Below are 25,289 nucleotides of genomic sequence, written 5' to 3'. Positions count from 1 at the left end.
TTAAACTCTTCCTCTAATACCAGATTAGGAAATATGAATTAACATCACATAATTTACCCTTTTTCATAAATTCACCTCCCTTCTATTATAATAAGGACTAAATTGTATCTCTAATTAGAGGAAAGGTGTATCCTTGACGTATCCAGGACGATGAGAATATAAACCAAAAACAATCCATGAAGCAATTAAAATATCAAAATCATGTCGAACAGGCAGAACATTATCATAATAGTTCTGCCTGAAAATAAATAGATTAGATAGAAAATATCTTTATGATCTCAATCTAATTTTCTTATCCTTCCAGAAAAAACGGTTCTTAATTCATATTTACAACCCTATCAATTAAACTAAACGGGTATGAATTCTATCTTCCAACAACGTGCATCATTGACATAAAGACGAGGCTCCTTCGTATCAGGGTTAAATTCAAAATCAATAATAAATTCAATGCTGGGTAAGAAATAACTATTCTCGTAAACCCACCTTAACGCCTCTTTTTTCCCTGGCAAGATAACCGCATCAATATAAAGTTCATCACCGGATACTTCAATACTTAGCATTGATTCTGTTTCGTGATTATAATAGCGACCTGATAATCGCTGAATATCAATATCACCTTTATCAGTCATCTTTTTCAAATAAAAAACATTGTCATTTTCATCAATCTGTTCCAGTGCGATAACACGGTTATTTTCAATGATCGGTCTGAACCGGATATCTCCCCCCTTCTCTTGGAATGTTCCATCGGCGTTAAAGATAATCGGATTACCTTTCTCGAATAAATTACCTAATAAATAGCAATCTTCCTTGGTAATAATATAAGGATAGGGATCAGCCCCCTTGAACATACCGGTAATATCAATATCACTGGTTCGGCAATGCTCTGGCTCAGCCATGTCAGTGTTAAATAATACATTAAGACATTGATTAGTAAACTCAACACTATTAATACCTGTTGCAGCAGTAATCACAACACCTAATTTAGCATCAGGTAAAACACAAACCTCAGCTTTAAAACCATCATAGGCACCATCGTGCCGTATTATCTTTTGACCTTCACGTTGGCTGATCATCAAACCGTAAGCATAATTGTTACGATTGCCATTGGCTAAATTTGGCATACGAGATAAATGAGGCAACATATCCCGAACAATCGATGGTGAATAAAATGCTTTCATCCAACGGCATAAATCACTCACTGTAGAACGAAGCCCCGCACTACCTATAGTTGAATCGTTATGATCCGATCTTATCCATTGATTTGAATCTGCGTTATAGACATAACCTATCGCCCGGTCAGAGATAACCTCAGTAACATCATCATAGAAAGAGGTATTATTCATCTTTAATGGAATAAAAATATTTTCTTTCGCATATTCTCTTAACGATTTACCCGAAACCACTTTGATGATTTCTGCCAATAAATTATAGCCCATATTGGTATAGCTAAAATATTCCCCAGGCGTGAAATTAAGCTTTTGTTGCCGTTGAATCAGTTTTCTTAATAAATCTATACTGCGGTGGTCAAAATCTGAGTTTTTACCCGCCAAACCATAAGGGGCATATTTATCCCGTAACCCACTGGTATGATGAATAAGATGCTCAATGGTAATATCAGAGAAATGTGCCGGGAAATAATCCACATATTTTCCAACTTTATCCTTGACATTGATCTTTCCTTCTTTTTCCAACAAAGCAATACAAAAAGCGGTGAATTGTTTTGAAACACTCGCCATATAGAACTTCGTATTGGGGGTTATGGCAACTGCATGTTCAATGCTAGCTTGCCCGATATAGCGCTTATAAATAGTTTCATTTCCGTGGGTAACAGCAACCGCGAGGGCACCGCCATTTTTCTTATTTTCAATATCAATTAAATTGTCTATTTTATTAACAAGAGACTTAATGTTATCTCTAGATATCGTCAATTCCATCATGAATTTCCTTATTTAAGGTTATAAGACAGAACATAAATATAATAGTTCTGTCTGGAACAAAGTGTATCTAATCTGGTTTATCACTTTATAAATTAAACTGCGACAAATTCTACCCTCCAGCAACCCCCATCATTAATATAGAGATGCGGTTTATTTGTATCAGAATTCAATTCAAAATCGATAACAAATTCAGTGCCCGGGGAGAAATAGCTATTACCGTAAACCCGCCGTAAAACTCCTTTGTTCTCAGGGTAAGTAACCCCATCAATATAAATTCCATCTCCAGAAGCGGAAATAGTCATCGTTGCTTCTATTTCATGACTATAATAATTCCCTGACAATCGCTGAATATCAATACCACCATTATCAGTCATCTTTTTAAAATAAAAAACATTGCCATCTTCATCAGTCTGTTCCAGTGAGACAACATTATCATTTTCAATGATAGGTTTAAATCGGGTTTTACTTCCTTGCTGTTGGAATGAACCGTCAGGGTTAAAAGTAATCGGGTCGCCTTTTCCGAATAAACTTCCCAATAAATAACAATCCTCCTTGGTAATAATATAAGGATAAGGCTCTGCCCCTCGGAAAATACCGGTAATATCAATATCACTAGTTAGACAATGTGGTTTTTCCGGTTCAACTATATTCGAGTTAAACAACACATCAAGACACTGTTCAATCCATTGAATGACATTAATATTTGTTGCAGAGGTAATAGCGATACCTAATTTAGCATCAGGTAAAATACAAACATCAGATTTGAAACCAGCATAAGAACCATCATGTTGTATTATTTTTTGCCCTTCTCGTTGGCTGATAATCAAGCCGTAAGCATAATTATTGTGATTGCCATTAGTTAAATCTGGTGTACGAGATAATTGAGGCAACAGCTCCTGAACAATCGATGGTGAATAAAATGCTCTGATCCAACGACACAAATCATTCACTGTAGAATAAAGCCCTGTGCCACCTACCACAGAACCATTGAGATCATATCTTGCCCACCGGTTCGGTTCCTTGCTATAAGTGTAACCCATCGCCCGATCAAAAATAATCTCTGTGACATCATCATAGAAAGTAGTATCTTTCATCTTTAGCGGAGCGAAAATATTTTCTTCTGTATATTCCCTCAATGATTTACCTGAAACCACACTGACTATTTCCGCCAGCAAATAATAGCCAGTGTTGCTATAAGCATAATATTCGCTAGGTGTAAAATTAAGTGTTCGTTGCCGCTGCGTCAGTTTTCTTATCAAATCAATATCATGGTAATCAAAACGCGAGTTTTTACCTGCCAGACGATAAAGTAAAGATTCATCCCGTAATCCACTGGTATGATGAATAAGATGTTCAATAGTAATATCAGAGAATTCTACCGGGAAATAATCCAGATATTGCCCGACTTTATCCTTGACGCTAAGCTTTCCTTCTTTCTCTAATAAGGCTATGCAAAAAGCGGTGAATTGTTTTGAAACACTCGCTAAATAGAATTTAGTATTAGGTTTTGCAGTCACAGCATGTTCAATATTAGCCTTTCCGATATGGCGCTGATAAATCGTTTTATTACCGTGGGTCACAGCAATAGCAAGAGCGCCACCCTTTTTCTTATTTTCAATATCAACCAATTCATCTATTTTCTTGAGAAACAATTTAACTTTATCTGTAGATATAGTAGATTCCATCATGAACTTCCTTATTTTAAGGTTATAAAACAGAACATATATATGACCTAATAGCAATATCATATACGAGTAATTACTGTAAAACGTAAATAGCAAATCATCCAAGTGATAATCATCATCATTTAATGTATGGAAGGCAATATAAAGTCACTACCGGAGCTAATGTTGATAAAAAACAGACAGAACATAAATATAATAGTTCTGCCTGGAGAAAAATGCATCTAATAGAAAATATATTTAACCCCTCAATAGCATTAATTCCATCCGGCTATAACAATGCCATTATTCATTCTGATTTATCACTTTATAAATTAAACTACAACGAATTCTATCTTCCAACAACGTGAATTACTGATATAGAGATGAGGTTTATTAGTTTCAGTATCTAATTCAAAATCGATAATCAGTTCAGTGCTGGGAGAAAAATAACTATTCCCATAAATCCGCCGTAAGACTTCCTTTTTACCAATATAAACAACCCCATCAATATAAATCCCATCGCCAGAAGCGGAAACCGTGATCGTTGCTTCTGTTTCATGACTATAATAACGCCCTGACAATCGCTGAATATCGACACTACCGTCATCAACTCTCTTTTTAAGATAAAAAACATTGCCATTTTCATCAATCTGTTCTAATGCAATGACACTGCCATTTTCAATGATGGGTCTGAACCGGATTTTACCGCCTTTCTCTTGGAATGTACCATCAGCGTTAAAAATAATCGGGTTACCTTTTTCAAATAAATTACCTAATAAATAAGTCTCTTCCTTGGTAATAATATAAGGATAAGGCTCCACCCCCCGGAAAATACCGGTAATATCGATATCACTGGTTAAGCAATGCGGTTCTTCTGGCTTAATATCGGTGTCAAATAAGATATCAATATACTGCTCCACCCATGTAGAAACATCAACACCTGTTGCAGCGGTAATCGCGATACCGAATTTAGCATCCGGTAAAATACAAACATGAGATTTAAAACCCGTATAAGAACCACCATGTTGTATTATCTTTTGCCCTTCGCGTTGGCTGATAATAAAACCGTAAGCATAATTATTACGATTACCATTGGTTAAATTCAGGGTACGGGATAATTGAGGCAACAGATCCTGAACAATGGATGGTGAATAAAATGCTCTGATCCAACGACACAAATCATTTACCGTAGAATGAAGCCCTGAACCACCGACCACCGTATCGTTAAGATCATCTCTTATCCACTGATGAGAGTTCTTGTTATAAGTGTAGCCCATTGCCCGATCAGGAATAATCTCGGTTATGTCATCATAGAAAAAGGTGTCTTTCATCTTTAATGGGGCAAAAACATTTTCTTCTGCATATTCTTTTAATGATTTACCAGAAACCACTCTAACTATTTCCGCCAGCAAATTATAGCCCGTATTGCTATAGAGATGATATTCCCCCGGCGTAAAGTTAAGCGCTTGTTGCCGTTGAGTCAGTTTTCTGACTAAATCAATATGGCGGTGGTCAAAGTCCGAATTTTTACCTGCCAACTCATAAAGTAAAAACTCATCCCGTAATCCACTGGTATGGTGAATAAGATGCTCAATAGTAATATCAGAAAATTCCGTGGGGAAATAATCCAAATATTGTCCAACTTTATCCTTGACGCAAAGCTTTCCTGCTTTTTCCAGCAAAGCAATACAAAAAGCCGCGAATTGTTTTGAAACACTCGCCAAATAGAATTTAGTATTAGGCTTTACAGCAACAGCATGTTCAATGCTAACTTTTCCGATATGACGCTGATAAATGATTTTATTGCCGTGGGTAACAGCAACAGCGAGAGCGCCCCCCTTTTTTTTATTCTCAATATTAACCAATTCATCTATTTTCTTGAGAAATAATTTAATATTATCTGTGGCTATAGTAGATTCCATCATGAACTTCCTTATTTAAGGTTATCAAACAAAATATATATATACGGCCTGACAGCAATACATATGCGGGCAGTACTGTAAGACGTAAACATGAAATATCCAAGTGATAATGATTATCATTTAATGTGTGAATGGCAATATAAAGTAACTATGGGAGCGGATGTTTACAAAAAACAGACAGAACATAAATATAATAATTCTGTCTGGAACAAAGTACATCTAATAATAGAAAGTATTTTTAATCCCTCAATAGCATTAATGCTATCCTGCTAGTGAAACTCTATTCTAAATTTATATTTATACCCGTCATCTTTCAAGTTGCCTCTTTGTTGGCTGCATTCACTCACCCCGGTCACATAGTTATCTATGCTCCCGGGGATTCGTTCTCTTGCCGTCGCGATCCATCTTGAAATCCATAGGGTATATTAACTAGCCAATTAAACTGCAACAAATTCCACATTCAAGCAACGTGAATTACCAATATAAATACAATATTTATTTGTTTCAGGATCAAACTCAAAATCAATAACAGATTCAGTACTGGATGAGAAATAACTATTGCCATAAATATGTCGCATAGCCTCTTTTTTTACAGGATGGATAATCCCATCAATATAAATATCATCACCAGATGATATAATATTAATTATTGCCTCTGTTTCGTGACTATAATAGCGCCCTGACAATAAATTAATATCGACACTACTTTCATTGTTCATCTTTTTCAAATAAAAAACATTACCATTTTCATCAATATGCTCCAGTGCGATAACACTGTCATTTTCAATAACGGGTCTGAACTGAATTTTACTTCCTTTCTCCTGGAATGTACCGTCAGAGTTAAAAATAATCGGATTACCTTTTTTAAATAAATCACCTAAAAAATAAATATCTTCTTTGGTAATAATATAAGGATAAGGCTCTATCCCCCGGAAAATACCGGTGATATCAATATCACTGGTTAGGCAATATGGTTTTTCCGGTTCAATATGGGTGTTAAACAAGATATCCATATAATTATCCGTCCATTGATCAACATCAGCATCAGTTGCAGAAGTCATCGCCATACCTAATTTAGCATCCGGTAAAATACAAATATTCGCTCGAAAGCCAGCAAAGGTACCATTATGTTGTATTATCCTTTGCCCTTCACGTTGTTCGATAATCAAACCGTAAGCATAATTATTACGATTGCCATTGGTTAAATCTGGTGTACGGGATAATTGAGGCAGTAGCTCCTGAACAATCGATGGCGAATAAAACGCTCTAGCCCAACGACATAAATCATTCACGGTGGAGTGAACCGCTGCACTACCCATCACAGAATTGTTGATATCGCTTCTTATCCACTGTTGCGCATTCTCATTATAAGTGTAACCCATCGCCCGATTAGAGATAATCTCGGTTATATCATCACAGATAACGGTATCTTTCATCTTTAATGGAACGAAAATATTTTCTTCTGCATAGTCTCTTAACGACTTACCTGAAACCACATTGATAATTTCCCCCAATAAATAATAGCCCGTATTGCTATAAATATAATATTCTCCAGCAGGGGCGTTAAATGTCTGTTGTCGTTGAACCAGTTTTTCCATCAAATCAGCATTGCAGTAGTCAAAACTTGAGTTTTTACCTACCAAACTATAAAGTAAAAATATATCCCGTAATCCGCTGGTGTGATGAATAAGATGCTCAATAGTAATATCAGCGAAATGTTCGGGTAAATAATCCAAATATTGTCTGATTTTATCCTTAACGTTGAGCTTTCCTTCTTTCTCCAGCAAAGCTATGCAAAAAGCCGTGAATTGTTTTGAAGTACTCGCCAAATAGAATTTAGTATTAGGCTGTATAGCAACAGCATGTTCAATGCTAGCTTGCCCGATATGACGCTGATAAATTATCTTATCATCGTGGATAATAGCGACTGCGAGAGCTCCACCTTTTTTTTCATTTTCAATATTAACCAGCTCATCTATTTTATTGATAAACAACTGAATATTATCTTTAGATATCATCGATTCCATCATGAATTTCCCTATTTAAGGTTACAAAACAGAACATATACCCTATGGATTTCAAGATGCATCGCGGCGGCAAAGGAGCGAATCCCCGGGAGCATAGCAAACTATGTGACCGGGGTGAGTGAGTGCAGCCAACAAAGAAGCAACTTGAAAGATGACGGGTATATATATATACAACTTGATAGCAGTACATATATGGGCAGTACTGTAAGACGTAAACAAGAAATATCCAAGTAATAATGACTATCATTTAATGTGTGAATGACAATATAAAGTAACTGCGGATGAAAATTAAAATTATCTAAATTTTATAAACATTATTTTCTTTCAGAAATCATTTTCGATCTAATATTTACAAAAACAGGCAGAACATAAATATAACCGTTCTGCCTAGAATGAAGTGTATCTAATAGAAAAGATCTCCATACTCTCACAATAGCATCAATCCTATCTTGCTAGCAAAATACTATTCTAAATTTGTATTTACTAACCTGTCCATTAAACTGCAATGAATTCCAAATTCAAGCAACGAGAATTACTGATATAGAGAAGACATGTATTTTTATCTGGATCAAATTCAAAATCAATAATAAGATTAGTTCCTGGAGATAAGTAACTATTTCCATAAATATGCCGCAAAACCTCTTTTTTTACAGGATAGACAATCCCATAAATATAAATACCTTCACCATACGGTATAATATTAACTATCGCCTCTGTTTCATTACTATAATAGCGCCCTGACAATAACTGAATATCAATAATACCTTCATTGTTCATTTTTTTTAAAAAAAACATTGCCATTTTCATTAATCTGTTCCAGTGCGATAACATTGTTATTTTCAATGATAGGTCTGAACCGGGTTTTACCTTCTTTCGCTTGGAATGTACCGTCAGAGTTAAAAGTAATCGGATTTCCTCTTTTTTATTCTCAATATCAACTAATTCATCTATTTTCTTGAGAAAGAATTTAATATTATCTGTGGATATTGTTAGTTTCATCATTAATCTCCTCATATTTATAAAAAACAGACAGAACATAAATATAATAGTTCTGTCTGGAACAAGGTTCATCTAATATAAAATATCTTTAGGCCCTCAATAACATTCATTCTATCCTGCTAACGAAACGCTGATCTAAATTTCCACGTACTAACCTGTGAATTAAACTGCAACAAATTCCACATTCAAGCAACGTGCATTGCCGATATAAAGACGAGATTTATTGGTATCAGGATCAAATTCAAAATCAATAACAAACTCAGCACTGGGTGAGAAATAACTATTGCCATAAATATGTCGCAAAGCCTCTTTTTTTACAGGATGGATAATCCCATCGATATAAAGATCATCACCAGATGATATAATATTAATTATCGCCTCTGTTTCGTGACTATAATAGCGCCCTGACAATAACTGAATATCGACACTATCTTCATTGTTCATCTTTTTCAAATAAAAAACATTACCATTTTCATCAATATGCTCCAGTGCGATAACACTGTCATTTTCAATGACGGGCCTGAACTTAATTTTACCTCCTTGCTCCTGGAATGTACCGTCAGAGTTAAAAATAATTGGGTTACCTTTTGTAAATAAATTACCTAAAAAATAAACATCTTCTTTGGTAATAATATAAGGATAAGGCTCTATTCCTCGGAAAATACCGGTGATATCAACATCACTGGTTAGGCAATGTGGTTTTTCCGGTTCAAGATGGGTGTTAAACAAGATATCCATATACTTATCCGTCCATTTACCAACATCAACATCGCTTGCAGCCGTCATCGCTATACCTAATTTAGCATCCGGTAGAATACAAATATTCGCTCGAAAGCCGGCATAGGTACCACTGTGTTGTATTATCCTTTGCCCTTCACGTTGGTCGATAATAAAACCGTAAGCATAATTGTTGCGATTGCCATTGGTTAAATTCGGGGTACGGGATAATTGAGGCAGTAGATCCTGAACAATTGATGGCGAATAAAACGCCCTAGCCCAACGACATAAATCATTCACGGTGGAGTGAACCGCTGCACTACCGATCACAGAATTGTTAATATCACTTCTTATCCACTGTTGCGAATTTTGATTATAAGTGTAACCCATCGCCCGATTAGAGATAATCTCGGTTATATCATCACAGATAATGGTATCTTTCATCTCTAATGGAGCGAAAATATTTTCTTCTGCATATTTCTTCCACGACTTACCTGAAACTATGCTGACGATTTCCCCTAGCAAATAATAGCCCGTGTTGCTATAAATATAATACTCCCCAATAGGAGCGTTAAATGTCTGTTGTCGTTGGATCAATTTTCTCACTAAATCAGCATGACAGTAGTCAAAACTTGAGTTTTTACCTGCCAAATTATAAAGTAAAAATATATCCCGTAACCCACTAGTGTGATGAATAAGATGCTCAATGGTAATATCAGAGAAATGCGCGGGTAAATAATCAAAATATTGTTTGACTTTATCTTTGACGTTAAGCTTTCCTTCTTTCTCCAGCAAGGCTATGCAAAAAGCCGTGAATTGTTTTGAGGCACTCGCCAAATAGAATTTAGTATTAGGCTGTATAGCAACAGCATGTTCAATACTAGCTTGTCCGATATGACGCTGATAAATTATCTTATCATCGTGGATAATAGCAACTGCAAGAGCTCCCCCTTTTTTTTCATTTTCAATATTAACCAGTTCATCTATTTTCTTGATAAATAACTGAATATTATCTTTAGATATCATCGATTCCATCATTAATTTCCTAATAATTTAATGTTATACAAATAGAGCACATATGCAATCTGGTAATACGATATATGCGGGCAGTACTGTAAGACGGAAATAACCAACATCCAAGTAATAACGATTATCATTTAATATATATACCCTATGGATTTCAAGATGCATCGCGACGGCAAGGGAGTGAATCCCCGGGAGCATAGGTAACTATGTGACCGGGGTGAGCGAGTGCAGCCAACAAAGAGGCAACTTGAAAGATAACGGATATAAAGAGAAACAGAAAGTAACTGCCGTTACTCATCGGAATAGGTGAATTAGTGCTAGTGCTGATTTCGACATTCATAAAAAAGCAATTACCGGACTTATTGTAAGCCCGGTAATCCAGATTTATTCAGTGGCAAGGGAACCTTTCTTTGTACGAAAGACTAATACAAGTCCTGATAAAATGGCGGCCATTCCCAACAAACTTAGAGCAGGTAACGAATTTCCTAAAAATAAATAATCCATTACAGCGGTTACACCAGGAACGAGATAAAAAAGACTGGTTACATTCACTAAATTACCTGCCTGAATGAGTCGGTAAAGTAATAATTGAGCCACAACAGAGATAACTAGCCCTAACCATAATAATGAAATAATAAAGCCAGGCACCAGTTGAAATTCAAAAGGTTGGAAAGGAACAAACAATAAACAAAGTAGTAGACTAACACTATATTGCAGGGGTAAAACCGCAGAAGGAGCTTGATGAATTCGTTTCTGTAAAATCGCACCAATACTCATACAAGCCAATGCTGCTAAGGCAAAAGTAATACCAGCAATAGAAAACCGAGACAGCACCAAGCTTTGATACACCACTAATACCAAGCCCAATAATGCTAATAACAAACCCGCTAAACGTACAACCGAGAAACGACGTTCGATCACCAACAATGTGATAATCGGTTGAATCCCCATCACTGTAGCCAAAACGCCAGGCGTGATCCCGTTATCCAAAGCAAAAAAGTAACAAATAGAATAGCCGCCAATTAACAAAACACCGGTACCCGCAATCTGTTTGCGAGTACCATGTTCAGGTAAATAATAGCCCTTATGCCTGAATAATAATCCTAGAAATATCAAAAAAATAAGTGCAATAGCAAAACGCATCGTAAGAATGGCAAATGCGGTACTATGATCGAGTCCCCACCGAGAAAAAATCGCACCACTGCTCCACAATAAAACAAAAATCAAAGTCGAACTATAAGAGATCCATTGAGCTTTAGAAATCATAGAGAATCCACACCCTGTCTTACATTTTATGTACCCAAGTCAACGCAGCTAGCCAAATCTGACACCGATTAAATATCAACCCTCTCTCAGAGGCAATCATATTACACGATTATGGATAAATATCTGTAAGCAGTTTTCAATCTCCATGAGCACGTTGCGTTAGGTCCACCAAATAAGATCACCATTTTGCTGTAATCCCATAAAACAGGTCACCAGTAAACGCCGTTCTGGTGCAGAGATAGTATTGCCATTCAGTACCGCATGGACCAAGTTCCCATTCAGTAATACCAAATCTCCCGCCTCAATATTAATCACCATACTTGCATGATCTTCCAATAATTCCGACGGGTATGGAAAACCACTGTAAGTTAAACCAAGGGCACTACGCGATTGGTCGTCAGGTTGAATGTTCCATACTTTTAATTGTCCGCCATTTTGAGGAACGTCAGCGTAAAAATTTACCGCCATAACACGATTAATCTGTTGGATCTCAAAATCACTCTGGCGCGGATCACTTAACTGCGCAAGATCATCATGAGGTAATAAAAGGAATTCGCCAAAATTATTCCAATACACAATTTTTACATTACCCGCCGCAACACCATGATACATTGCAGGACGCATTACCCGTAGGTTATTACTACTAAAATGAACTATTTGATCAATAAAACGATCAATGGGATTGATCGTATCTTGAAACACCTCATTAATTGCTGAACGGAAATTTTCTGCTTCTTCAATATATTGGCGGGTATCTTTTTCAATATGAGATGCTCCAATGAAGTACCCCTCAACACCTTCAATACCTTCTCCGTAACGAGGAGTCCGTGCCGAAGAACGCCAAAAGTTCTCAATTATTTTCCTGCTTTGTTCTGACGGAAGAAAATTACGAACCCGACAAGCTGCAAGGTGGCCATCCAAAAGGGCAGAAAGTGCGTGTACAGATATATTGTTTGATGTTTCGTATATCATAAACTCCGATTCTGCCAGTGTTGCTCCTCTAATCTCGAATTTTTCTTGCATTATAGTAGATTCACCCATTATTTTTGATTTATACCCGTCATCTTTCAAGTTGCCTCTTTGTTGGCTGCACTCACTCACCCCGGTCACATAGTTACCTATGCTCCCGGGGATTCGTTCCCTTGCCGTCGCGATGCATCTTGAAATCCATAGGGTATATAGATCTATGAAGTAAAGATCTATGTCTGTGTAAAAAACCCAGTATTGCAGGTACCGGACTAATAACTCTCTTCTGTGCAGAAAGCTGAGTCGAATATTTCCTACGTAAATCAGGTAATAGACTCCAATGCGTGTTTCCTGAGATATGATGTTCTTGGTGATAGCCATCATTAAACATCAAAAAATTATAGACACGACCATAGTAACTCACTGAATTTGCAAATTTATTTCCCGGCAATGCACCATAATGCTCATAATAATTTTGTATATTAACCAGAACAAAGGCAAAATAGAGAGAAGGTAGATAGCAAAATAAGCTCCATTCCCAAGACCAAGTGAATAAGATAATCACCCACATCGCTTGAAATAATCTATCCAGTCTCAATTGCCACAGCTCTTTCATTCTCCTAACTTTCACTCTTGAAAGAAGTTTTTCATATCCTTTATCCGCTTTACTAAGCGGTTTATGCCAGATAAATATAGCCCATAACATACGCATTAAACTGTTATAAAGAGTAAATATTCCACCAATGGTAGAATAATTCCAAAGAGTATTATGTTCCCCTCTTTCTTTTCCATTGATAAAGGTTGAAGAGGTATCCTGCGGCCCACTTTCGCCGACTCCCCGGTCGTTATTATATTTGTGGTGATTACGAACATGGGACAAATGATAAGACTGTATAGATTGCCCAATATTCATTGAATTCAATATAGACACAAACATATTCAAGGCATTAGAAACAAACCAAGGAGTATGGGTAAAAAAATGCGAGATCACTACTATGTTGTAAGTTGTCATCAATGTAAGGAGAATAACATGAGTCAACCACCCCATAATAGTGAAACCATTCCAATACACAACTAGCGTAATAGTGGCTACCGTATGCAAGATACTTAATGCAAACATTACTGCATCCCAAGGGGAATATCTCCAGATAGCCATCATTATTTATTCCTAGTCAAGATAAGACTGTAAAGTTCCGCGCCGTCTTACATCCACTGTTGCACAATGGAAGGAACCGCCGAACGTATTAAAATTCCTGAAATTACATGGAATTGGCGTAAAGCCCCAGCGTTTCATCGCAGCAATCATTGGTTCATCCTGCTTTTCAACAATCACGCGCTGTTCATCCAACATCAGAATATTCATGTTGATCCATTTACTGGTGGTATACAGAGGATGGTCATCAGGAATAACCGGTTTCGGCGCATGTAATACATCCCAGTTCCTAAATAGTTCAGGAATTTTTAATACTTTTTCTGGGTGAATTAACAGTTTTCCTGGCGCCATAGGAACAAAGGTGGCATCAATGTGCATAGGGCTATCATCGTTAAATTCAAAAACATGAATACGATATTCATCACCTATATGACGACGAAGCCATTCAATACCAAATTCGTTTGTAACATGGCTCTTTTGAGCAATAATGTCTCGCCCACACCGAATAAAATCCGCAGCATCAAAAGTTGGTTCAAATTCAGTTATAGCAAGGGGAACACGCTCCTTACTATTAGGCCGATGCCATTCGAAATTATATTGTTCCTCAGTCAACTGCGGCTTTGGCCCAGCGCTCCATTTTGCCCCTTTCTTAAAGTAATCTTTAAGTAAAGTCTTATATGCCGCTGTCTCAAAATAACGGGAACGCCATGCTAGCGGGCATTCAATAATATCATTTCCAATAACTAACAGCACATCGCGAGGCATGGCACAATAAAACCCTGTACTACTCCAGCCTGGTGCACCAAATACTTGAGATTGGTCTTGCGGCTCCGGACGACGTACTGTCACACCTTCACCTTCAAGAATATGGACAAACTCTTCTAACTCTCTAGATGCTGCATCAATTTGCTCTTGCGGAAATGACCGACCTGCATATCGATGAAAATTATCAACTTGATTCGGTGGTAATATTGGCTCTGTCGCCATATGCCAACCGGGAAATCTGGCACCATCGACTACACCGACAATAACCTCCTCAAGTGGATCCCATTCATTAAAAGAACAAACCGGGGAAGAATTCTTACTATTACAATCTGTTAAATTTGAATCAAGCATGTCGTCTCCTGATATTTTAATATTATGTCGCTTTAAAACTATAACAACTGTATTAATTGCGACCCTATTTTCATCAATATAAACCTCTTAGAAAAAATTCAATTTCAATATGTCATCATACATAATATTATAGATTTACATTTCTTTCCGTTTAAAAAGTCAAATTAACTATGATTTTTTATAACTAACAAATCCAACAACAAATCATAATATTGGCTATTTAAAACAGTGAAAAACTGTTATAAAATTTATTTTTTCATCATAAAACTTTCAATTAAGGTAATAATATAAAAAACAACTTTATAGTTTCACCGTAGTTTTATAACGCTAAAATAAGAATATAAATTTGTCTGCGAGCAATAATATATGGACATTTGAATTTGTAAAGAAATTAAATTTAAGCATTGTAAAATAGAGTTAATGTGATTGTTTGCTATATAATTATTGACTTTATAAATATTAACACAGATAAATAAAAGCTTATTTATAGTAACATTGTTTTTTTAATTCTATAATAATGAACCTCAATATAAACACAGGCAGAACAGTAATATTACCATTCTGCCTGTAGTTAAGTGTATTTAATAGAAAGTACATTTAGGATTTGAATAAAACCAGTTTCATCATACAAATAAACATTACATTTAATTTCAATTAGTAATAATACTGTATTTGATAACTGATTATATTGCTTAAATCAAATCCAGTTATTCTAAGAAATATTTTAATTCACGCACCCATTTAGAAATTTAACAAATACTTCTTAAATTTCAACACCTACTATATATTTTATCTTAGTAAGTTTACTTTTTGCGACTTTTACTTTTACATCTAATTTTTCATGAAGAACACGTAAAAGAGAAAGATAGAGCAGCACAATCTTATCTTTATCTTTATCATCAACTAGTAATAGATGAAAATCATCAACTACGCCTAAAATATTCAGACTAACAATGACTGAGCTGGGTGACAGAATATCAATATTGACCTTCTCTACTTTACCCACTTTAAGATCATCATCGACAATCAGCTCTTCATTTAACAAAATATCTTTCTTAATTATCATGACATAAACTCCAAAATTTAATCTAACCGATTGATAAATAACTTATATCATTCAAAAATGAATACAATAAGCCATTTATCTTGCCCACACAAAACAGTAACCATTTTCACTAGAAAACAAGGTGTTTATCAGGAATTTATCCAGTACTTAGATAACATATACAGCATTTTCAATGCCATATTGACGCTTTATCTAATACATATAACTATAGATGCGATTAATGTATTGTCAATAAAATAAAAAAATAAATTTAATTAATTTAAAATCAATATTTTATTACCCAATAAAAATAGAAAAGATATTACATCCTGTAATGAGCAGGATATTTTTAGTAATTTTTTCTAGAAAATATAATGACAGCGATAAATGATAATGAGAAATAAACAGATATTTACCTTCTATGCTACAAAAGGTAAAACCGAAGAAATCATCTCAGAAGCAACAAATAATTCATAACGTTTTAGTACTATATTTTCTGGAAATAACAAGCGGTATATTAATCAAGTGATGATTTATAGTAAATATTATAATTACATCCCATTCATCTATTATAATAACAAGAATATAAAATAAATCTCAAGCAATTATATTATTAAATTTATTACAAATCATTAATCATCAACTTGTTATACCCAATAGATTTCAAGATGCATCGCGACGGCAAGGGAGCGAATCCCCGGGAGCATAGCTAACGATGTGACTGGGGTGAGTGAGTGCAGCCAACAAAGAGGCAACTTGAAAGATGACGGATATATTTATATATATTTTTCATTGCCAAATGAGATATCGAATTAATAACAGTTAATATGTAAAAATAATACTAAAAAAAACGTGGTGTCAATTTTAACTATACCACGTTTTATTACTAAATTTAATATCACTTTACAATATAGAAAAACCACCGACGAATTAATACTACTTTAGATAACAGACTTTTATCCATAATCTCTGGACAACCAGTTCTTTATATCCTCAACAATAGGAGTAATTTGCAAAACACCTTCACTATTTCTAAATCCATGACTTAGGCCAGGGTATTGATAAAAGGTAATATTCTCTTTCTTTAATTGCTCTTCCATTTTCATCGCTGCACTAGGGTTAACTGAATTATCATTTAGTGTTTGAATAATCAGAATAGGTCTTTTAGTCTGACTTAACACTTTATATTGATCAATACCAAGTGAGACTCTCCACCAATTAGCACCATGATTACTCATTTCTATATGACTCATATTATCCCCGGCAGCTATTTTTTGCTGAAAATCCCTAAATCCTTTAATCTCTTCATTGAGATATTCTGGTGGCGCTTCACTTTTTATACTATGAATAACATCATCAGCGAAATACCGACCTCCACCATTCAGTGACACAGTTCTATCAATATAATTGACTTGTGATGTAATTAAATTAGCAACCACTGCCCCTTCACTTCCACCCAAAATAATGATCTTGTTATATTTATTCTGATGTTTCAGATAATCAATGATCTGAATATAATCCTTAACTCGCTGTTCTGGCGTATCCAACCTAATATAAGCTTTAGGACAATCTGAACGCTCAACAACATCAGACCAAGGGAGTGATGCATTAATGCCATACTTTTCCACAGTCAGAACATCACTATCGGGATAAATATCGCTGAATGTATTATTCACAAACTTATTATTAGCGATACTATTACAATCAGAGCCCTGTATCAGCACCAATAGATTCTTACCACCTCTTTGCTTAAGATAGTAAGTTATTTCACTACCATCATGACGGAAAAACTGTTTATGTGCATTTGTATTTGAGTAAGCAAAACCTATATAACATGAAAAAAGCAGAGCAAATGTCAAAATTCTCTGTCGTAAATTAAAATAATATGCTTTCATTAATCTCTCCTTTAATTGACATATACAAAGACCACAAATTGACGATATTGTTCCTGTCAGAAAAAATTTTAAAATTTAAAAACAAGGTTCAGAGTTTTTTATCCAAAGTGCTAACTAAAACACCCATACCTTTGGAGAGAAGAAATGCAAACCACTTTATCCACAGAAATTACATTACCCGATAATTATCATACCCACGATTTTTTCGCTCTTCATCAAAGGGATAAACAAAATATCGCTGAAATTGTGGAACAGAATAAAGTTCAAAAAGGGATGATGTGGGATGACAAACCTGCGGAATTAACCATAGCGATTAATGCAAAAACCGCACATATACAACTTAAGATTGATGGTGACACAACAGGCCCTGATGAGCGCTTATCTACTTTAGCATCACATATGCCAGGGCTTCTACAGCCTGTTCATCTATTTGAGTGTTTATATAAAAGGCACCCAGTTATCGGTTCACTTATTGCCAGACAATCAGGTTTAAGAATTTATCAATCGGCCACACCGTTTGAAGCATTAAGTTGGGCGGTTATCGGCCAACAGATCAGCGTCAGTGCAGCCATCTCTATTCGCAGGAGATTTATTCAGGCAATGGGCGTTCAGCACTCTTCCGGGCTATGGTGCTTTCCAACCGCCAGACAAATTATCAACCATTCAGAAGATGAATTACGCCAATGCGGATTTTCCGTCAGCAAAGCCAAGGCATTACTCCGCTTAAGTCAATTAATTGAATCTGGTGAATTAACATTAGCAATCTCTAATAGTGAGACAGATATTCAGCAATTGATAGATAATCTACTCGCTATAAAAGGCATTGGTATGTGGACAATTAACTATTCCCTGTTACGAGGATTTAACTATTTAAATGGCTCATTGCATGGCGACGTCGCAGTAAGACGTAATATCCAAAGATTATTCAATCAAAATGAAAAAGTTTCCGCAGAACAAGCAGAAAAATGGTTGGCAGATTTCGCCCCCTGGAAAGCCCTATTAGCCGCACATTTATGGCAACAAGAATCAAGTGCAGGATATTGATGTTATTGTTAATTTTCATTTCCTTAGCTGGTATCGTGTATTGTTGCTATATACCCGCTATCCTTCAAGTTGCCTCTTTGTTGGCTGCACTCGCTCACCCCGGTCACATCGTTATCTATGCTCCCGGGGATTCACTCCCTTGCCGTCGCGATGCATCTTGAAATCCATAGGGTATAGAACGATTAACCTTGAAAACAACTTTTTTCGTGAATATAAATTCTATGATAAGACCGACAAAGTTTCCAATAAATCAAATTGTTATGAGTCTATTCTCATTTCTTCTTTTTTAGATGATTTATTAAAAGAAAAAATTTCTAATACTCTTAAATGTACTACTGAAAATCCTATCGATAAAAAAGGAGGTGTTCCCCCCTTAATCAGCGCACACTTAGCAAACAAGTTTTAACTTAAGGTAAACAATACTTTGAAACTCTGCCGGAATTTTTTCTTTAATATCTGATAATATTTTTTTGTCGGCCCCGATAGCTTCTAAAAGCTCATTAATAATAGATTCTAGTTTCTCCGTTCTATCCCATTGGACTTTATAAGCTGCCGAATTTATCTTTTGTTCTATTCTCTGTAACTGTTTATTTTCTTTATATATATATTTCATTCTAATAATATTCACCTCGTTATCTACATTTTCTTTATAGGTGATAATCATATGAATATCATTAGATTTCTTAATGGTTTCAATGCTATCGTATTCACTCTCAAAAATAGCAGTTATGAGCTCATCAGGCTGAACACCTTTCACTAAGCAAAAGGCTACCATTCTTTCTATAATCTCGTTTACTTTTAATGAGTCGATCATCGTATCACCCTCTTAACTTCTTCAAGTATTCCCGCTAATGCCCCTATTGATTTTAGCAATGTTTTATTATCCCGATCCTTAACCGCCCCATATATCTTGGATAATTTGCTATTAATAAAACGAACAACAATACCATCATTAACATCTGTTGTCTTTAGATTAGGAATACAGCGATTAAAAACATGATAAAGCTCAGAGCCTTTTTCATCAATACCATTTTCAATCAAAAGATTAGCAACCTCATCCTGTATTCGAGTACTCAAGATTTGTCGCATCATTTTTCTTGCTTGCGCAGGCCGCTTCTCTATCAACTCAGGGTCTATTAATTTAGCAGCTTCACGAATTTCTCTCTCTACAAGAGAATCTTTCAAATTTTCAAGCACATCTAATGGTAGATCTACTCCCGATTGAATAATTTTATTTATATTTTCGGATACTAATGCATTTATCTCCGCTCTCTTTCTTTCAAATAATTCATTAAAATCTATATCATCAAGATATGAATCTTTATTACTAATAAAAGCCCCCTCACTATTTACACTAGCTAATGAATTTTCTCTCTCAATATATTCTCTATCACTAAATGTATATTCCCGGATACTTCCTCTTTTAGCTCTATCAACTTCCTTTTGAAATACATTCCACATTGTGTTGAGTCCAATTTCTTCGTGAAATATTACCAATCCATTATTATCAATTTCAAAAGCTGTTATTTCATCATCAGGTATTGCACGCAATATTCTACCAACCACTTGTGCAAACGCATTAATACTTCTATATGGCCTAAATATAGCCAGAATACTTAAGTATTTATGATCATAACCCTCCATCAACATGTTAACTGAAATTACGACATCACATTGATGATTTTCAATATTTCTAAAAGCTCTACGTAATTCATCTAAGGACATTTCACTATGAACAATAATAGAATTTAATCCCTTTTCTTTATACCAATGATATAAATCTTCTGCGTGAGAAATACTACAACCTACAGCTAATATTTTATGGGGAACTTTACTAGATAATTTCTTTAACTCATTTAATTTTAATATGCTATATTCAATAACATCTTTTGAGCATTCCTCAGACAGAGCGACACTTTTCTCTATCCATTCTTTATCTTTAAATGCCAATACCTCTTCCTTTGATAATTTAACTTCCTCATTTTCTTTTATAGAAAAATACAACTCATGTGCATTAACCGTCTCTTTTCTTAACCACTTCACATAATTATTTTTCATAACCTCTGAAAGAGGAGTTTCATGTATTTTTTCTCCAGGAATTTCTTGATTATCACCTCGATATGGTGTTCCTGTAACATGAAGTATCTTAGCCTCGCGGAAATATCCCAAAACTTCACGCCAACTTTGGGCAGGAGCATGGTGAGCCTCATCAATAATAATAAAATCAAAAAAATCCTGTGGAACTCTACTTATTAGACTTGTCTCACGCTTACTTGATACTCGATGTATATTAGAGTAAACAATATGACTAGCAAATAAATGCTCATCACTGATATCTTGAAGATATTCATTCACCACAGGAATATCTTTACTATTAAATATAACATCACAATTCACCCAGAAATTGTCCTCTAACACCTCTTGAGTTTTTCGTATACTATCTTTAGTAACAAGCCCAGGAGTTATGATGAGAACTCTTTTATTTGAAACTCCATATGGCGCAATAGAAATTAAACCACTTTTCCCTGTACCTGTCGGTAGTACTACTAATGCTTCTTTATTATCTGGCTGATTAAAATACTCTCTAATCTTGATGTATGCCTCAATCTGAGGCGTTCTTAATTTCTTATTTCCCTCAATATTAACTGCTGTATCAAAAAAATAAGACATACATATTCCTTTTACTCTACCAATTATATAATCACTATTAAACCCATATTCATGCAAAATAGTCTATGTAGTATGGACAAAATCTTGACTAATAGCACGAAATTTATAACTTGGTCGCTCAATAAATTACTTTTCATTTTTTCCTAATTGTTTCATTTACGCTATCTATTTCAATGAAAACACAATAATATTTCACAGTATATAATCCTATGAATAATTTAATTATCTAATAATAACCCGAATTCTGGATAAGAAATTGACGGGAATCCTGTTCTAGGAACAAAGTTTTAGTGAACGCCTAAAACAGCTCCGGGGAGGAGCAGGTCATGGATAAGTGAGTTGAAATTTTCTGTAATGTCGATGATTTTTGCAGCTTTTTAATACCCCAGTAGGAACCGTTTTGTTTCGATAACGGATACCGTCTGCGCCATCGGTAAGATTACATGTATCCCAATGAAATAATGACCATTTTTATCCTCTTTAACATGTCACATTACTGTAATTTTAACGCTTTCTATTTGGAACACCTCTGGAAATATCATCGTTTTCGGAACGATGCAGGGTTCCTCTGAACCTGCTGCTCATTAACGGAAGAAAATAAATAGTAAATTTTGTCTTCTACTGATGGGTCTCCTTTCATTTTTATGACAATTTTGGGAGCCTCTCTGGGAACACGATAATAAGCTATAAGCCCTTTTTCCTGATTTTCATAATCAAAATCGAGAACCAAGATTTTTTCATCCCCTGAATCCGGATAATAATGATACTCTTCGAAATAAACCACTTGCCCATCCTTAACAAAGATAATCTTGGAAAAGATATCAGTCCTTTCCTTTAACTCCGCACCAATGACAGACTTAATTTCATCAAGATTCCAACCACTATCAATAACATACAAAGTGTCCCATTTAAACGGCGTAATTTTGCTGATGTTAACCAAGCAGTCTGTGTTTTGCTGGCAATGTTTATCAGCATAATCAAACATACTCTTAACAATGCTAAACTGTCGGTTACTATTGAACATAAAAAAAACTATCAGCAACGTGCATGAAAAAAAAATGATTTTATTTTTTCTGCTGTTCCAATTACATCGCCAATAGTTACTCAGGTGAAAAGCCATCTTCATTTCCTCTTTCAAATACCGAGTTCATATAAGAAAACTGCTCATCGGTGATTTTTTCTTTGACAATCTCAAACCCCATCGCATTTTTCTTGGCAACATACAGTCCCTCTTTATGAAAGCGATTCAACACTGCCTTGGCCTGCGCTTTCATTGACGAGTTCCTGCTCTGTAGGGCAATCCTACGCCCTATCTGGTTATTGAGTAAATCAATTGTCTGATCTGCGTCCTTAAGGGCAGCAAACTGCCGGATGTTAAGATCTATAATAGGGCAATTCTCTTTGTTATATTTATCCTTATAAGTATTAACTATATCAGCAAAGCCAAAGCATTACTCCGCTTAAGCCAATTAATTGAGTCTGGTGAATTAACATTAGCAATCTCTAATGATGAGCAAGATATTCAGCAATTAACAGATAATCTACTCACTATAAAAGGCATTGGTATGTGAACAATTAATTATTCCCTGTTACGGGGATTCAACTATTTAAATGGCTCATTGCATGGCGACGTTGCAGTAAGACGTAATATCCAAAGATTATTCAATCAAAATGAAAAAGTTTCCGCAGAACAAGCAGAAAAATGGTTGGCAGATTTCGCCCCTTGGAAAGCCCTATTAGCCGCACATTTATGGCGATAAGAATCAAGTGCAGGGTATTGATGTTGTTGTTAGTTTTCATTTCCTTAGCTGGTATGGCGGAATGCTAGGTTCACTCCGATCCGGAAAGCTGTCTGGTGAAGTTACGTAACTACACCGAATTGATGGTACGCCTGTTGCATTTAAATCATCAAATTGATCCATGCCTGTTCCTCATAAATTCTCTTTTTTCTTGGTCGAAATTTTTGATCTTGGAACAGGCATTGAGTTACATCTTTTATCCAGAGTTCAGGTTATTTATGTAAATCATATTTCGCAATAAATACACTTTCTCCGGTAATAGTCAGCGGGATCGATTCTAGGCCAATACCCTCACACGGTCCTTCTGTACAATGACCATCATGAAAATTAAATCTGGCATAATGAATCGAACACATAAACTGACTGCGGTCCGAGGTAAATATCTCGCCGGAGCGAACATTCAAAGGCACATCAAAATGTGGGCAAACATTCATATATGCCCGTAGTTGACCTGCATCATTGTAGATAAACATGCGAAACTGCGTTTTTCTGTGTTTCCCAAAGCAAAATTCCATCACTCCGCCAGATGTAATATCAAAAACAGAACACAGGTATGTTCCTGGCAGAGGCGCATTTTTTTCCTGATACCAGACTTTCATTTTACTCCTCCCGTGGAGCACCAATCCCCAACAGCCAAGGGCGAACGATAATTTCTCCATACCCTCGCCAGCATGTAAGGGTCATCCTTTAAAAATGCATACACCCGGTGTGCCGGGCAGATGCGGGCACGCAGCGTCTCCCGAGCAGGTCTGTCAGTAGCCAAAACGACAAAATACACGGTTCCTTTTCCTTTCAGACGCGCTCAATCAGGATAGCTATCCCTTGTCCCACGCCAATGCACATGGTGCAAATGGCATATCGCTTTTGCCTCAACGACAGTTCCAGCAAGGCGGTGGTAACCAGTCGGGCACCACTCATGCCCAGCGGATGTCCCAGAGCTATTGCGCCTCCATTAGGATTCACTCGCTCATCGTCATCCCTCACCCCCAAAGCACGCAGTGTCGCCAGCGCCTGCGAGGCGAAAGCTTCATTGAGTTCCAGCAGGTCTACTTCATCAAGGCTAATCCCCGTTTTCAACAGAAGTTTTTGCGTGGCCGGAGCCGGACCAAAGCCCATAATGCGTGGTTCCACTCCCGCCGTCGCTGCTGCAATAACTTTGCCGCGCGGTGTCAATCCATGCCGTTGCACAGCCTCAGCAGAGGCCAGGATCAGCGCACAGGCTCCGTCATTCACCCCCGAAGCATTCCCAGCCGTCACTGAGCCTCCTGCACGAAAGGGAGCACGCAGTTTTGCCAGTCCTTCCAGCGTTGTCTCAGGCCGCAAGTGCTCATCCTGATCGACCACCAGAAACTCTCCCCGCTTCTGTGGCACGCTGACTGAAACGATCTCCAAACTGAAACGCCCTGATAACTGGGCAGCCTTAGCTTTTTGCTGGCTGCGAAAAGCAAATAGATCCTGATCCTGACGGGAGATACCAAACGTTTCAGCAACGTTTTCTGCCGTTTCCGGCATGGAATCCACACCATACAGCTCGGCCATTTGCGGATTGATAAAGCGCCAGCCAATCGTCGTATCGTGCAGTCCGTTAGCTTCCCGGCTGAATGGGGTTTCAGCTTTTCCCATCACAAAAGGAGCACGGGACATTGATTCAACGCCACCTGCAATGATGAGATCAGCTTCACCGGCTTTAATCGCCCGGGCACCGATGCTGATGGCATCCATGCCAGAGCCGCACAAGCGGTTGACCGTGGTCGCCGCAACCGTCACCGGCAGGCCGGCCAACAGTGCCGACATACGTGCAACATTACGGTTATCTTCTCCTGCCTGATTGGCACAGCCATAAATCACTTCATCCACCGCCGACCAGTCCAGATCTTGGTATTTTTGCAGAAAATATTTCAGCGGCACTGCCCCCAAGTCATCTGCACGAATCTTGGACAATACGCCGCCATAGCGCCCGATCGGCGTACGAATCGCATCACAAATAAAGACTTCTCTCATCATCATGGTTCCTAAATGAAGATTTCTTTCTGACAGAAATAA

The 25,289-nt window shown here is 36.5% G+C and carries 19 protein-coding genes and 1 pseudogene; 2 read left to right on the top strand and 18 right to left on the bottom strand.

Annotated features, from left to right (window positions below; translation table 11 throughout):
• Positions 1–347: 347 nt before the first annotated feature.
• The 12 genes from PluTT01m_RS00865 to PluTT01m_RS00805 all read right to left on the bottom strand — a co-directional run bounded on the left by PluTT01m_RS00865 (position 348) and on the right by PluTT01m_RS00805 (position 17,733).
• Positions 348–1,937, bottom strand: coding sequence for a serine hydrolase domain-containing protein (locus tag PluTT01m_RS00865; protein WP_011144569.1), 1,590 nt, complete (start codon positions 1,935–1,937; stop codon positions 348–350).
• A gap of 92 nt (positions 1,938–2,029) precedes the next feature.
• The gene (locus PluTT01m_RS00860) at positions 2,030–3,625 is read right to left on the bottom strand and encodes a serine hydrolase domain-containing protein (protein WP_011144568.1); all 1,596 of its coding nucleotides are present in this window, start codon (positions 3,623–3,625) and stop codon (positions 2,030–2,032) included.
• A gap of 308 nt (positions 3,626–3,933) precedes the next feature.
• A complete protein-coding gene (locus tag PluTT01m_RS00855) occupies positions 3,934–5,526 on the bottom strand; it encodes a serine hydrolase domain-containing protein (RefSeq protein ID WP_049789717.1) in 1,593 nt (530 codons plus the stop codon).
• Between the two features lie 434 nt (positions 5,527–5,960).
• The gene (locus PluTT01m_RS00850; RefSeq protein WP_011144566.1) at positions 5,961–7,553 is read right to left on the bottom strand and encodes a serine hydrolase domain-containing protein; all 1,593 of its coding nucleotides are present in this window, start codon (positions 7,551–7,553) and stop codon (positions 5,961–5,963) included.
• A 492-nt stretch (positions 7,554–8,045) separates the two neighbouring features.
• Entirely contained in the window at positions 8,046–8,552 is a 507-nt protein-coding gene (locus PluTT01m_RS00845; protein ID WP_133148733.1) for a hypothetical protein, read from the bottom strand.
• 159 nt (positions 8,553–8,711) lie between these two features.
• Positions 8,712–10,304, bottom strand: a complete 1,593-nt coding sequence (locus PluTT01m_RS00840) for a serine hydrolase domain-containing protein (RefSeq protein ID WP_011144564.1) — start codon at positions 10,302–10,304, stop codon at positions 8,712–8,714.
• Between the two features lie 372 nt (positions 10,305–10,676).
• A complete protein-coding gene (locus tag PluTT01m_RS00830; RefSeq protein WP_011144563.1) occupies positions 10,677–11,558 on the bottom strand; it encodes a DMT family transporter in 882 nt (293 codons plus the stop codon).
• Positions 11,559–11,717: 159 nt separating this feature from the next.
• Complete coding sequence (locus PluTT01m_RS00825; RefSeq protein WP_041380490.1) at positions 11,718–12,581, bottom strand: 2OG-Fe(II)-dependent halogenase WelO5 family protein; 864 nt, start codon at positions 12,579–12,581, stop codon at positions 11,718–11,720.
• 91 nt (positions 12,582–12,672) lie between these two features.
• Positions 12,673–13,683 carry a fatty acid desaturase family protein gene (locus PluTT01m_RS00820; protein WP_011144561.1) on the bottom strand — a complete coding sequence of 337 codons (1,011 nt, stop codon included), beginning with the start codon at positions 13,681–13,683 and terminating at the stop codon, positions 12,673–12,675.
• A 9-nt stretch (positions 13,684–13,692) separates the two neighbouring features.
• Positions 13,693–14,793, bottom strand: coding sequence for an amidinotransferase (locus PluTT01m_RS00815; RefSeq protein WP_011144560.1), 1,101 nt, complete (start codon positions 14,791–14,793; stop codon positions 13,693–13,695).
• Positions 14,794–15,556: 763 nt separating this feature from the next.
• Positions 15,557–15,859, bottom strand: a complete 303-nt coding sequence (locus PluTT01m_RS00810) for a hypothetical protein (protein ID WP_011144559.1) — start codon at positions 15,857–15,859, stop codon at positions 15,557–15,559.
• 935 nt (positions 15,860–16,794) lie between these two features.
• Complete coding sequence (locus PluTT01m_RS00805) at positions 16,795–17,733, bottom strand: alpha/beta hydrolase family protein (RefSeq protein ID WP_011144558.1); 939 nt, start codon at positions 17,731–17,733, stop codon at positions 16,795–16,797.
• 144 nt (positions 17,734–17,877) lie between these two features.
• Between PluTT01m_RS00805 and PluTT01m_RS00800 the strand changes: the two genes are divergently transcribed.
• Positions 17,878–18,777, top strand: coding sequence for a DNA-3-methyladenine glycosylase 2 (locus PluTT01m_RS00800; protein ID WP_011144557.1), 900 nt, complete (start codon positions 17,878–17,880; stop codon positions 18,775–18,777).
• Between the two features lie 388 nt (positions 18,778–19,165).
• On the opposite strand, the gene PluTT01m_RS27190 is transcribed toward PluTT01m_RS00800, so the two are convergent.
• Both PluTT01m_RS27190 and PluTT01m_RS00785 read right to left on the bottom strand, forming a co-directional pair.
• Positions 19,166–19,591: a hypothetical protein gene (locus PluTT01m_RS27190; RefSeq protein WP_011144556.1), complete on the bottom strand. Its 426-nt coding sequence runs from the start codon at positions 19,589–19,591 to the stop codon at positions 19,166–19,168.
• Positions 19,588–21,447, bottom strand: a complete 1,860-nt coding sequence (locus PluTT01m_RS00785) for a DEAD/DEAH box helicase (protein ID WP_011144555.1) — start codon at positions 21,445–21,447, stop codon at positions 19,588–19,590. Before PluTT01m_RS00785 ends, PluTT01m_RS27190 begins: the two co-directional genes overlap by 4 nt.
• Before the next feature lie 344 nt (positions 21,448–21,791).
• On the opposite strand from PluTT01m_RS00785, the pseudogene PluTT01m_RS27330 reads away from it, so the two are divergent.
• A pseudogene (locus tag PluTT01m_RS27330) lies at positions 21,792–21,989 on the top strand (IS982 family transposase); the annotation flags it as partial.
• Here the strand turns inward: PluTT01m_RS27330 and PluTT01m_RS00775 are convergent.
• The 4 genes from PluTT01m_RS00775 to pcaF form a co-directional block, all read right to left on the bottom strand.
• Complete coding sequence (locus tag PluTT01m_RS00775; protein WP_125043733.1) at positions 21,986–22,432, bottom strand: hypothetical protein; 447 nt, start codon at positions 22,430–22,432, stop codon at positions 21,986–21,988. The pseudogene PluTT01m_RS27330 and the gene PluTT01m_RS00775 overlap by 4 nt on opposite strands.
• Positions 22,433–22,547: 115 nt before the next feature.
• Positions 22,548–22,721, bottom strand: a complete 174-nt coding sequence (locus PluTT01m_RS26770) for a hypothetical protein (RefSeq protein WP_157852157.1) — start codon at positions 22,719–22,721, stop codon at positions 22,548–22,550.
• Between the two features lie 737 nt (positions 22,722–23,458).
• Positions 23,459–23,845 carry a Rieske (2Fe-2S) protein gene (locus tag PluTT01m_RS00765; RefSeq protein ID WP_011144553.1) on the bottom strand — a complete coding sequence of 129 codons (387 nt, stop codon included), beginning with the start codon at positions 23,843–23,845 and terminating at the stop codon, positions 23,459–23,461.
• A gap of 193 nt (positions 23,846–24,038) precedes the next feature.
• The gene (gene pcaF, locus PluTT01m_RS00755) at positions 24,039–25,247 is read right to left on the bottom strand and encodes a 3-oxoadipyl-CoA thiolase (RefSeq protein WP_041380485.1); all 1,209 of its coding nucleotides are present in this window, start codon (positions 25,245–25,247) and stop codon (positions 24,039–24,041) included.
• Positions 25,248–25,289: the final 42 nt, after the last annotated feature.

Source organism: Photorhabdus laumondii subsp. laumondii (assembly GCF_003343245.1).
In the GTDB taxonomy this organism is placed as follows: Bacteria; Pseudomonadota; Gammaproteobacteria; order Enterobacterales; family Enterobacteriaceae; genus Photorhabdus; species Photorhabdus laumondii.
This window is presented reverse-complemented; position numbering and strand designations above follow the sequence as displayed.